Origin of the sequence: Oligosphaera ethanolica (assembly GCF_030814695.1) — a bacterium.
Classification (GTDB): domain Bacteria; phylum Verrucomicrobiota; class Lentisphaeria; order Oligosphaerales; family Oligosphaeraceae; genus Oligosphaera; species Oligosphaera ethanolica.
Genome location: NZ_JAUSVL010000001.1, coordinates 1590575 through 1603329, shown reverse-complemented (window position 1 = coordinate 1603329; position 12755 = coordinate 1590575). Strand labels below are relative to the sequence as shown.

The window sequence follows — 12755 nt, the reverse complement described above, 5'->3', positions numbered from 1 at the left end:
CCATGTTACAGGTCATCCTGCTGCTGTCCATTGTGCTGGCTGTGGCCAGCGCAATTCTGCTGCTCTGGTTCGTCGCCTTCGTTGTCCGGCACTTCCCCCTGTGGCTTGAGGCCAACGCGGCCGGTCTGGGTGTTGGTTTCATTGACCTGCTCACTATCCACCTGCGCAAGCTACAGCCGGTCGAACTGGTCGATTGCCTCAAAGTCATGCGCAAAGCCGGCGTCGAAGTGACCCTGGCCGACCTGCAGAGCCACCAGCTCGCCGGCGGCAATCTCGCCAGTATCAAGAGCGCCGTCGTCGGCGCCAACAAGGCCGGCATCAAACTCGGCTACCGAGACATCGCCGCCATCGATCTGGCCGGTCGCGATGTCCGTGACGCTGTTGACAGCCACATCAACCCCAAGGTCCTGCGTTGCCCAGTCCCGGGCCAGCCACTGGTCGATGGTCGCGAACCCGGCGTTGCTGGCATCGCCAAAGACGGCATCCGCCTGGAAGTCAAGGCCCGCGTGACGGTCCGTACCCGCCTCGACCGCCTGGTCGGCGGCGCGGGCGAAGCCACGATCCTCGCCCGTGTCGGCGAAGGCATCGTCACGGCCATTGGCCACGCCGACTCACACCGTCAGATACTCGAAAGCCCCGAGCTCATCGCCCAGGAAATCCTCAAACGCGGTCTCGACAGCGGCACCTGCTTCGAAATACTCTCGGTCGATATCGCCGACATTGACGTCATGGACAACGTGGCCGCGCGCCTCAGCAGCCAACAGGCCGATGCGGACAAACGCATCGCTCGAGCCAAGGCTGAAGAGCGTCGTGCCAATGCCGTGGCCAGCAATCAGGAAATGCTCAGTCAGACCATGGCAATGCGCGCCAGGGTCGTCGAGGCGCGGGAGAATCTGCCCCTGGCCGTCGCTGCCGCCTGCGACGGCAACAACTTGGGCTCGCCGCAACCCATCGCCGCGCTGCTGCCGGCGACCATGCGCTTTGAATGACGCCGAAGCGGCCGCATATCGGATGAAGTGGCCATTTATTGGCCAGTGTGACATAAAAACAAGAAAAAGCCACGGCGTCGTTCTTGATTTGCGCTTGAAGCACGCCTATGGTAACGCCCTGTTATGGCACATGCACGGGTAGGAGCAGGCATGACCGCAGCGCGGCGTCATCTGTGATGCGCTGAGGCAGCCAATATTTGTCGCTTATGGCGGCTGCAGTAATGTGGTTGCCCTAATTTGGTATAGAAAAAGGACAGGAGGTCATCATGTCGTTTATCGCCCTCAACCGGACGCTGCTACGGTTGCTCGCCATGCTCTGCCTGGCCATGGCGCCGCTGGCCATGGCCCAGCGCAGCCGGGTCGATACCAAAATCACCAGCCTCAAATTCGAGAGCGAGCGCACGCCGTCCTTCAAAGACTCCAGCCGCGGCAGCCAGGGTTCACGGGAGACATGGTGCCGCATTGATTTGGCCTTTGATACCAAGGGCGCCAGAAACGGCTGGCTCGATGAAGTCGAGGTGTTCTGGATGATCCTGGCCGAGTCCGACGTGTCCTCAAAACCCCTCGTTATGACCCAGTCCGTGTTCTACACCGATGTCGAAGACGGCAAACACGCCGCCTGCATCTACCTCAAACCCAAATTCTTCAAGCGCTACATCGGCAGCTCCCGGATCGACTCGCGCAAACTCAGCGTCTATGTCGAGATACGCGTTGATGGCCAGCGCGTCGCTCGCGAAGAAATTAAGTCCAACCGCATACCCGACGGCTGGTACAACAAAGCCGAGGCCGCCGGCCGCATTATTCAGTCCGAGCTGCTCCCCAAGAGCAAGACGCCCTTCGCACCCCTCGACTACGACTACTATGAGCACGAAAAGGTGAGCTTCTAATGTCGTTTCGGACCCGTCTTTTCCACCACCTGACAGCGGAACAGTAATCCATGGCACACGATCGGATTCTGGCAATCGATATCGGCGCAACCAGCATCAAGCTGTGCGAATTCGAATACGCATCCAGCGGCGAAGTGCGCCTGGCCCTCTTCGCACACCGGGAATATGAAGAGGAATTGTCCGAAGGAACCCGCATGGGCGTCGTCGCCGGCCTCCTGCGACAGATGCTCGCCGAGGGCGGCTTCACCGCCCGCAAAGCCATGATCTGCATGTCCGGCCAATCCGCACTGACCCGCTTCAGCCGCCTGCCGGCCATGAATTACGACCGCAAGCAGATCAAGCAGCTCGCCGAATACGAGGCCATCCAGAATATCCCCTTCGCCGTCAGCGAGGTCATCTGGGACTACCAGTTGATCGCCAGCGAAAACGCCGAAAACATCGACGTGATGTCAGTGGTGATTAAAAACGAGATCGTCGAGCAATTCACCGCCGCCGTGCAGATGGTCGGCTGCATACCCATTCTGGTTGACGTGGCCCCCGCCGCCTGCTACAACGCCGTCCGTGCCAATGCCATTGGCGATAACGAATGCGTCGTGGTCCTCAATATCGGTGGTCGCAGTTCCAATCTGATTTTTGCCGAAGGCGATCACTTTTTCGCGCGTACCATCCCCATTGCCGGCCACGCCATCACGCAGCAGATCGCCAAGGAATTCGGCATCGGCCTGCCTGAGGCCGAAGAGCTCAAACGCCGGCATGGCTTCGTCGCCCTCGGCGGTGCCTATGCCGAGCCCGAATCCGAGACCGCCGCCAACGTCTCCAAGATCATCCGCAATGTCATGGCGCGGCTGCACGGCGAAATTGCCCGTTCCATCAACGTGTACCGCGCCCAGCAGAAGGGCTCCCGCCCCGTCAGAATGTACCTGACCGGCGGCAGCTCCATTCTCTCCTATTGCGATGTCTTCTTCTCCGAAAAGCTGGGCATACCAGTCGAATACCTCAATCCTTTCCAGGTGGTCACCCTCCTGCCCAGCGTCGACCGCAATCGCCTGCAGGAAGTCGCCCACATGTTCAGCGAGGCCATCGGCCTCGGTATGCGCTACGCCAGCTCCTGCCCCATCGAACTGAGCCTCATACCGGAAACGATCCGCCGCCAACAGAATTTTGACAAGAAAAAACCCTACTTCGTCTTCAGTATGATTGCCGGCTTGATGATTCTTGGCGTCGTCGCCTATGGCGTCAGCGTTCGCGGGACAATCTTCGAACAGACCAAACGCGAGCTGGAAAAACTGCAGATCGAAAACAAGCCCACTCTGGCGAGAATCGAAGAGGCCCGCAACAAGGCCCGGCAAAAGGAAGACCAGTACCAGGCCGTCAGCGACCTCTTGCTGCAGCAGGCGAAATGGCCCGTCATTCTCAATGAGATTAACCGCATCAAACCCAACAATCTCTGGCTGTCCTCCATCAAGCCCATCTACGGCGAAGTGAAGGCTTTCGTACCCGTCAGCGCCGCTGATACCGCCCCCGGTGCCATGGACGGCGGTATGTTCGGCCCCATGGATGGCGGCATGTTCGGCCCTATGGACGGCGGCATGATGGACGGCGCCATGCTGGGCGGCGAAGCGGTTGCCCTCGGCAAAATGACCACCGTCGGCGGCCTGGAAATAGTCGGCTACTCGGTCATGCCTGATAAAGGCCCCGTCAGTTTCAGCATCGGCGACGAAATTCCCCTGCCTTTCACCGTCGATAAACCCGAAGAGCCCGACGCTGTCCCAGCCGACGGCAGCGACGCGGCCGCCCCCTTGACCAACAATGATAAAATCGCTCGTGCCATGCGGCAGGCCGGCAGTACCCCTGAGCTGGCATTCGAGGCCGCCCTCCGGCAGTCACAGCTCTTCTCCGCCGACCCGCAAATGACCGTGCTCAAAATCTATCGCTCGGCAACTACCGTCAAAAATATCAGCACCTTCATCATCCAGGTCAAATTCACCATGCCAGTTGAATTCTATGAGGTCACAGCCAGGGCCGGCCGCACCGGCGGCATGGGTGGCGGCATGGGTGGCGGTAATTTCTAGGACGATGCAAGGACTCAGCCGGAGTTAACAAAGGTCTGCTATGGATTTTGTCAAAAAAAATTGGGGCTTCCTGGCCATTGCGGTCGTCTGCTTCGTGGTGGCTATCGGTATCATCGTCTATTGGTTGCAAGCGAACAAAACCCTCGCCGCACACCAGGCCGAAACCGCCAAGCAACTCGAATTCTTTGACCGCGTCAAAGGCAGCAATATCAAGCTCAGCCAAGACAACATCACAGTCACCGAAAACAATCTGCGCATTGCCACCGAGCATTTCAATAATCTGCAACTCAGCCTGGCTGAAAAATCACACATTGAGCCACAGGTGCCGGCAACCCCGCTGGAGGCCGTGCGCGTCCTCAAAAGCGAAATTACCGCTCTCCAGAAGGCCTTGGCCGACGGCAATGTCCTCTTTGCCCCAACCAGCGCCTATTTTACCTTCGACAATATTGCCATGCAGGAGAAGCTGCCCCATAAGGACGACCTCTTCCAGATCTTCCGCCAGCTGGCCATCATCAAGGAGGTCTGCCGCATTCTGCCCCTGTCCGGCATCAGCTCGCTGGACAGCCTGGTCCGCCCCCTGGACCTGGTCGTGCAGCAAGAAGACATCTATACCTACACCCCCGTCGAAATCGTGGCCACTGGCTCCCCGGAATCCGTTCAGAAGCTTCTCAATCTGATCAACAACGAAGCCAAATACCTCTTCTTCATCCGCACGGTCGATATAAGCGCCCCCGACCAGTTCACTGACCTCGGCATGAGCCTCGCCATCGCCCAGGAACTGACCCTGAGCGGCGGCGTGGGCGGCAGAGCCGGCGCCGGCATGGGCATGGGCATGGGGATGGACGGCATGGGTGGCATGGACGGCATGGCACCCGGACGCCGCCGCCCCGGCATGGGCATGAACCCCGGCATGGGCATGAACCCCGGCATGGGCATGAACCCCGGCATGGGCATGGATGGCATGGGCATGGACGGTATGGGAATGAACCCCGGCATGGCCGGGCAGGGCGCCGCAGCCAACGCCGCCATGCTGCCACCGCCAAAGCGACAAGACTATCTGGTCTTCGCTCCCAAACAGGTCACCTTGAACGTGCGCCTAGACCTTATCGAATTCAACTCCCAGACCACTACGCAGGGGAACTGATCAGTGGATATCTTCATCAAACATTACGAAAAGGTCGTCCTCGGACTCTTCCTGCTCCTCCTGCTCTTGGGCAGCGTCTTCGTCCTCGGCGCCTTCGACCGCAGCAAAAAAGACCTCGAACAGAAAAAGCAGGGCGCCAGCAGCATGGTTAAAGGCGGCTCAATACTGCCTGTGTTGGACACCACTCGTTTTACTGCCGAGGAAAATCTCCGCGATACGCGCAAAAACATCACCATTGTCAGTACAGTCAAGGACGATCCCAAAGGCAGCCTCGTCGTCCCCCACCGTTATATCAAATGCCTTAGTGAAAAATGCAGTTATCTGCTTGCCCTCTCATCAGACACTTGCCCCTTCTGCGCCACCAAACAACTCGACCTCGGCAAGGACTCCGAAGAAGGCGACGATACGGACGGCGACGGCATCCCCGATCTCGTTGAACAAAAATACCCCACCTTCCTCAACTATCTTAACCCGCAGGACGCCCGCCAGGACTATGACAACGACGGCTTCCTCAATGTCGAAGAACACCGCGCCGGAACAGCCATGGATGATCCGGACGTCTTCCCCCCACTGGGCAACCTCATCCGCAGCATCAAGACCTTCCGCCGGCCACTGCCGCTGCAGATGCGCACTGTCGATACCTACAACAGCACGGATAAGGCCAAGTGGGAAGTCGCCCTCAACTACTTCGACGCCAAATCCCAACGTCAACGCAGCCGCACACTGCTCATCGGCGAAAGCTTCATGGACTTCAAGCTGATCGACGCCGGTTTCGACGGCGAGGGTGACACCGCAACCGCCTTCGCTGTCATCTCCCCGACCAACGACCCGAATACACGCTACCGCCTGGTTCAGAATCTCACCGTCACCTACAACGATGTCACGGTGCAGTTCGTTTTCCTCGCCAACCGCCTGCGCGAATACCAGCGCCTGGTCTTCACCCGCTTCGCCATGGTCAAGACTGTCGGCGAGGAATTCCCGCTGCAAAAACAAAAAAGCACCGGTCCGTACACCGAATACTACCGCATCCTTGCCGCCGATGAAGCGAAAAACACCATCACCATCGGCAGGCTGGCCGCCCCCAAGGGCGAAGTCAATCTTGAAATCCAGGTGCCACTCTATAACCTCAACGATGACGTCGGCCTGCCTAATACCGCCCCCATCGGCGGTGGCGACATGGGCATGCCGCCCGGCGGCGACGGCATGATGCCAGGAAACCTGAGACGACAATTTTAACGTTTCTTTTACACCAGCGTGAATATTATTACAAAATTATTGTAACATAGTAGAGAGACCGGGGAAATGTGGCATATTGTAGCCCTGCTCATTCCCCCCGTCCTAACGGGGAGTTGTCATCCATGATGCAACAACAGAAAAGTGTGGTCATAATGAAAAACAACGTCGTCAGCCGCTGCCTGGCCTGCATTATTCTTGCATGCCTGTTGCTTACTGTGTCTTTTGCACAGCTCGCCCCCGATAACGCCGCGGCACCCGCCCCAGACGCCGCCATCGGAGCCGGCGACGGCGCCACAGCCCCACCACCGGTAAAACCCGCTGTCGTGGAACCGCCCGTGGAAGAGATCGGCAACGAACTCGATATGCGCGAAAGCATCCGCCGCCAGGAGTGCTTTGAAGCCGGCAAAGAACTTATCGTGCAGGCCCGTAACGCCTATACTGACCGGGATTTCTATGAGGCCGAAGCCAAGTTCAGACAGGCGACCGCAAAACTCAATGAGGCCAGCGAATACATGAAACGCGCCGGCGAAAGCAGCCCGGTCGTACAGGAACGCATGGAGTACATCCGGCGCATGCAATACGAAATGTACCTCGACTGGGCCGAACACCTGATGGAAGAATCCCGCCGCTCAATACAGGCTGGACAGGTGGAAGACGCTCTGGAAAAACTGACCCGCGCCCTCGAATACGCCCCGGGCGAAAAAGACCGTATCAACAAGCTCCGCCGTGACTACGCCCTCGCCAGCAAAGACATTGAATTCAAGGAAGCAACCAAGCCAGAAAATGTCGTCAAGGACGTGGCTGATATCAATTACAAAATCAAGGAGCTGCTCCAAGCCGGCAAAGTGCAACTGGCCTATGGACGCTACAGCGATGCCCGTGATACTTTTGAGACCGTGCTCCTGGATGATCCCTACAACCTGGAAGCCATTCGCTATCTCGCGCGTATTTCTACTGAGTTGGAAAAGGCCGCAACCGCCAAATTGGGCAGCATTCTTGCGGAACGCCTCGCCGAAGTGCGCTGGAAATGGGCAGAACCCGTCACTCCCTTGCTGACCCGCTCCAGTAGCGCTCTGGGCTCCAAAGCCCTCAAAAAAACCGACGAAACACTCGGCCTGCGTAATAAACTCGAAACCATGATCATTCCCCAAGTCAAGTTCCAGGACACGCCCTTGGCCGACGTCTTTGCCAAACTCAGACGGCTGAGTCAGGAACTTGACCCCGATGGCGAGGGCATCAATTTCGTCGTCCAACTCGAACCCATCCGCAGCGCCGGAGCCGCTGCACCTGCTGGCATGGGCCCAGATATGGGCATGGGCGGCATGGGCGGCATGGGCGGCATGGGCGGTGATATGGGTATGGGCGGCATGGGCGGCATGGGCGGTGATATGGGCATGGGCGGCATGGGCGCTCCCGCCATGGGCGGCGATATGGGCATGGGCGCCATGGGCGCTCCCGCTATGGGCGGTGATATGGGCGCCATGGGCGGCATGGGCGGCATGGGCGCTCCTGCCATGGGCGGCATGGGAGATATGGGCGGCATGGGCATGGGCATGGGGATGGACATGGGCATGGGTATGGGCGCCGCTGCTGCGGCACCGGTCATCACCGAGAGTTTTGCCGACAAGACCATCACCATGGAAATGTCCAACGTGACCATGAATGAAGTGCTCAATACCATTTGCCTGATCACCGGCGTCAAACAAAAAATCGAGCGCAAAGCGGTTGTCATCAACCACCCGGCAAACCCCATGGACGAAATGGAAACGCGCTTCTACAATGTCGAAGCAGGTGTCTTCGATGTCGGTCGTACCCGCAAAAAACTTTCCAAGCTGACGCTAGACACCGGCGATGACGATGACGACGATGACGACGATGACGACGATGATGATAACGACACCGGTGGTGGCACCGGCGGTAGCAAGTACTTTATTGATGTCGCCAGTATCTTCATGGGCATGGGCGTGACCTATCCCCCGGGCGCTCGCATCATGCATTACCCCCGCGCCGGCAAACTTATTGTCCATAACACGCCGGAAAATCAGCTGCGGGTAGAGAAGATCCTCCAGGAACTCAACATCACCCCGACCCAGGTGAGCATCGAAGCAAAATTCGTCGAAGTCAAACAAACCGACTTGAGTTCACTGGGCTTCGAATGGTCCATGGTCGCTGGCGGCGTCAGCTTCAACCGCGCGGCCGAAGTCGGTGGCCAGAATTATCTCAACGACGAGTACAGCGGCCACAACACCGGTATTGGCAATAAAGGCGACAACTTCCAGCTGGGCATCGGTAAAGAACCCGCTATCACCAGCGGTCTGCGTTTCGCTGAATCAATGTTTGGCGGTAGTTCTGACACCCTCTTTAATGTCTATTCCATCCTCGGCAATTACGCGTTCAATACCATCGTCCATGCGCTCGAACAGGAAACCCATTCCGACGTCCTCTCAGCGCCCAAAATCACGACCATCAGCGGCACTACCGCCCAGATCAAAGTCGTGACGGTCCATTATTTCCCCGAAAGCTGGACCCCACCAGAACTCGGCGCCCCCGAAGGCGACAGCGGCGCCCGTGACTACACCCCGTCCATGCCGGAATTCGGCGATGGCACCGACATCGGCGTCATCCTTGATGTCACCCCGACTGTCTCCGCCGATGGCTACTCCATCGACATCGAACTGAGCCCCCAGGTCATCGACTTCCTCGAATACGAAACGTCATTCAATACCTTCATGATCGTTTCCGGTCAGCCTCTCGAAGTCAAGTACAACATGCCTATCCTCTCCAAACGCGAGGCTTACACCAAGCTGGTCGTCTGGGATGGCGAAACCGTCGTTCTCGGCGGCATGATCCAGGAACGCCTGGAAAAATACAACGACCGCGTGCCTTTCCTCGGCCGCGTGCCCCTTCTCGGCCGCCTCTTCTCCAGTAAGGGCGAAAAGAGCGTCAAAACCAATCTGCTTATCTTCGTCAACGCCCGCCTGGTCAACCCCGAAGGCCTGCCCATCCGCGCCAACGACCTCCGCGGCCTCCCAGACTTCCGGCACTAAGCCTCAGGGACGTGCTGCGGGAAGCTTTTTTTATCCACAGATTACACAGATTACCACAGATTTTTTTTAGATTGCTTGTCTGACAATCCAGGGCCGTACTGCGCCCGTCTCCCGGCGTGGAGTGGGCGTCTCTCCCGCGCCCGTCTCCCGGCCCGTGGAGTGGGCGTCTCGCCCACTCCGAAGCGACGGTTCATTTCCCCGCCCTCGTCATCCCCGCCGACCGTACCCGGCCCGTGGAGTGGGCGTCTCGCCCGCACCCTGTCCCGCGCCCGTCTCCCGGCGTGGAGTGGGCGTCTCGCCCGCACCCTGTCCCGCGCCCGTCTCCCGGCCGTGGAGTGGGCGTCTCGCCCACTCCGAAGCGACGGTTCATTTCCCCGCCCTCGTCATCCCCGCCGACCGTACCCGGCCCGTGGAGTGGGCGTCTCGCCCGCACCCTGTCCCGCGCCCGTCTCCCGGCCGTGGAGTGGGCGTCTCGCCCGCACCCTGTCCCGCGCCCGTCTCCCGGCCGTGGAGTGGGCGTCTCGCCCACTCCGAAGCGACGGTTCATTTCCCCGCCCTCGTCATCCCCGCCGACCGTACCCGGCCCGTGGAGTGGGCGTCTCGCCCGCACCCTGTCCCGCGCCCGTCTCCCGGCGTGGAGTGGGCGTCTCGCCCACTCCGAAGCGACGGTTCATTTCCCCGCCCTCGTCATCCCCGCCGACCGTACCCGGCCCGTGGAGTGGGCGTCTCGCCCGCACCCTGTCCCGCGCCCGTCTCCCGGCGTGGAGTGGGCGTCTCGCCCACTCCGAAGCGACGGTTCATTTCCCCGCCCTCGTCATCCCCGCCGACCGTACCCGGCCCGTGGAGTGGGCGTCTCGCCCGCACCCTGTCCCGCGCCCGTCTCCCGGCCGTGGAGTGGGCGTCTCGCCCACTCCGAAGCGACGGTTCATTTCCCCGCCCTCGTCATCCCCGCCGACCGTACCCGGCCCGTGGAGTGGGCGTCTCGCCCGCACCCTGTCCCGCGCCCGTCTCCCGGCGTGGAGTGGGCGTCTCGCCCACTCCGAAGCGACGGTTCATTTCCCCGCCCTCGTCATCCCCGCCGACCGTACCCGGCCCGTGGAGTGGGCGTCTCGCCCGCACCCTGTCCCGCGCCCGTCTCCCGGCCGTGGAGTGGGCGTCTCGCCCACTCCGAAGCGACGGTTCATTTCCCCGCCCTCGTCATCCCCGCCGACCGTACCCGGCCCGTGGAGTGGGCGTCTCGCCCGCACCCTGTCCCGCGCCCGTCTCCCGGCGTGGAGTGGGCGTCTCGCCCACTCCGAAGCGACGGTTCATTTCCCCGCCCTCGTCATCCCCGCCGACCGTACCCGGCCCGTGGAGTGGGCGTCTCGCCCGCACCCTGTCCCGCGCCCGTCTCCCGGCCGTGGAGTGGGCGTCTCGCCCACTCCGAAGCGACGGTTCATTTCCCCGCCCTCGTCATCCCCGCCGACCGTACCCGGCCCGTCTCCCGTCCTGTCCCGCGCCCGTCTCCCGGCTGTGCTGCGGGAAGCTTTTTTTATCCACAGATTACACAGATTACCACAGATTTTTTTGAGATTGGTTGTCTGGCAATCCAGGGCCGTGCTGCGCCCGTCTCCCGGCGTGGAGTGGGCGTCTCGCCCGCACCCTGTCCCGCGCCCGTCTCCCGGCGTGGAGTGGGCGTCTCGCCCACTCCGAAGCGACGGTTCATTTCCCCGCCCTCGTCATCCCCGCCGACCGTACCCGGCCCGTGGAGTGGGCGTCTCTCCCGCACCCTGTCCCGCGCCCGTCTCCCGGCCGTGGAGTGGGCGTCTCGCCCACTCCGGCAAGACGGTCCATTTCCCCGCCCTCGTCATCCCCGCCGACCGTACCCGGCCCGTGGAGTGGGCGTCTCGCCCGCACCCTGTCCCGCGCCCGTCTCCCGGCGTGGAGTGGGCGTCTCGCCCACTCCGAAGCGACGGTTCATTTCCCCGCCCTCGTCATCCCCGCCGACCGTACCCGGCCCGTGGAGTGGGCGTCTCGCCCGCACCCTGTCCCGCGCCCGTCTCCCGGCCGTGGAGTGGGCGTCTCGCCCACTCCGAAGCGACGGTTCATTTCCCCGCCCTCGTCATCCCCGCCGACCGTACCCGGCCCGTGGAGTGGGCGTCTCGCCCGCACCCTGTCCCGCGTGTCACCTGCTACATAAAGTGGCCGTAACGCTGCCACTGGCAATGGCCGCGACTTGACCGGCCGTTGGCCACTTTATGTGGCAGGTGACAATCGGCCGGCCGCTTCGTCCAAGTGTTACTGCGATCACGCCGACTGCCAACGTCTGCGCGCGGCGGAACGTCAGCGACGTCACTACCGCGAGGTGGCCACGACGCCATCCCGGCGTCCCAAGCACGAGGCGATACCGGTCCGCAGCATTTGAAGCAATATGCCATTATTTCATTTTCGCACTTGATGTTTTCTTTTTATGCATGTCATTATTGCTCCTAAAGCAATTTATTGAATGCTTTATAAGATTGCTATAAGGAGACCATAATCATGCCCCGGAGCGAATTTAACTACCTACCTGATCCATTCTTCGGCGTATACCGTCACAGCGACTGGCAACATTTACCTCACGTCCACGCCTACGGCGCGATCTACTCTTGTTGTTTCAGGCTAATAGATTCCATGCCACAGGAGTTACTGAGGGAGTGGCGCTTACAACTTGATGACTACATGGCTGCAATAACAAGCGATGAGTGTTTGGGAATCAATCGCCATACGCCGCGTTATGACCAAGATTCGGTGGCGGTGCAATACTATCTGTCAGCTGGTGCTGGCGAATGCATTCTCCGCGAGGATCGTTTTGCGCAAGTAGTGTGGAATTCACTTTGGTTTCGGGACAACGAGGAATACTATCTGCATGCGGTGGCTATCATGCCCAATCATGTACATGTCATTGTCGAACCAGCTGATGGTATAATGTTGTCAAATGTCACTCGCAACTGGAAAAGCTATACAGCGCATGAAATCAATAAGTTGCGCGCTACGCCGGGCAAAAAGGTCTGGTTGTCGGAATCATACGACCATATCATTCGCAATGAAGACGAATACCGCAATCAGGTGAATTACGTAGTGCGCAATCCAGTCAGCGCTGGTCTGCATAATTGGCAGTGGGTGTGGCCAATACAAGAACTGCCCGCGCCAACGGACGACTGGCCACGTATGCCAGACATATCCTGGCTGCCACCGGACGCCGATGATCAAGCATGACGCGCCACTGGGCTGTGCCCAGGCAGGGCGCGAGACGGGCGCGAGACGGGCGCGAGACGGGCGGGATATGGGCCGGGAGACGGGCCGGGTACGGTCGGCGGGGATGGCGCGGACGGGGAAATATACCGTCTTGTCGGAGTGGG

Annotated in this window: 7 protein-coding genes; all 7 read left to right on the top strand. The window is 60.2% G+C overall.

Annotation, left to right across the window (positions count from 1 at the left end; translation table 11 throughout):
* The first annotated feature begins 2 nt into the window (after positions 1-2).
* Positions 3-989: a flotillin-like FloA family protein gene (locus J3R75_RS05310; RefSeq protein ID WP_307260331.1), complete on the top strand. Its 987-nt coding sequence runs from the start codon at positions 3-5 to the stop codon at positions 987-989.
* 266 nt (positions 990-1255) lie between these two features.
* Entirely contained in the window at positions 1256-1876 is a 621-nt protein-coding gene (locus J3R75_RS05305; RefSeq protein ID WP_307260330.1) for an Amuc_1102 family pilus-like protein, read from the top strand.
* A 50-nt stretch (positions 1877-1926) separates the two neighbouring features.
* A complete protein-coding gene (gene pilM / locus J3R75_RS05300) occupies positions 1927-3948 on the top strand; it encodes a type IV pilus assembly protein PilM (RefSeq protein ID WP_307260329.1) in 2022 nt (673 codons plus the stop codon).
* 40 nt (positions 3949-3988) lie between these two features.
* Complete coding sequence (locus J3R75_RS05295; RefSeq protein WP_307260328.1) at positions 3989-5092, top strand: Amuc_1100 family pilus-like protein; 1104 nt, start codon at positions 3989-3991, stop codon at positions 5090-5092.
* Positions 5093-5095: 3 nt separating this feature from the next.
* Positions 5096-6328 (top strand): hypothetical protein, encoded by a 1233-nt coding sequence (locus J3R75_RS05290; RefSeq protein ID WP_307260327.1) that lies wholly within the window; start codon positions 5096-5098, stop codon positions 6326-6328.
* A 152-nt stretch (positions 6329-6480) separates the two neighbouring features.
* Positions 6481-9375: a secretin GspD/PilQ domain-containing protein gene (locus tag J3R75_RS05285; protein WP_307260326.1), complete on the top strand. Its 2895-nt coding sequence runs from the start codon at positions 6481-6483 to the stop codon at positions 9373-9375.
* Positions 9376-11895: 2520 nt separating this feature from the next.
* Positions 11896-12612, top strand: coding sequence for a transposase (locus tag J3R75_RS05280; RefSeq protein ID WP_307260325.1), 717 nt, complete (start codon positions 11896-11898; stop codon positions 12610-12612).
* Positions 12613-12755: the final 143 nt, after the last annotated feature.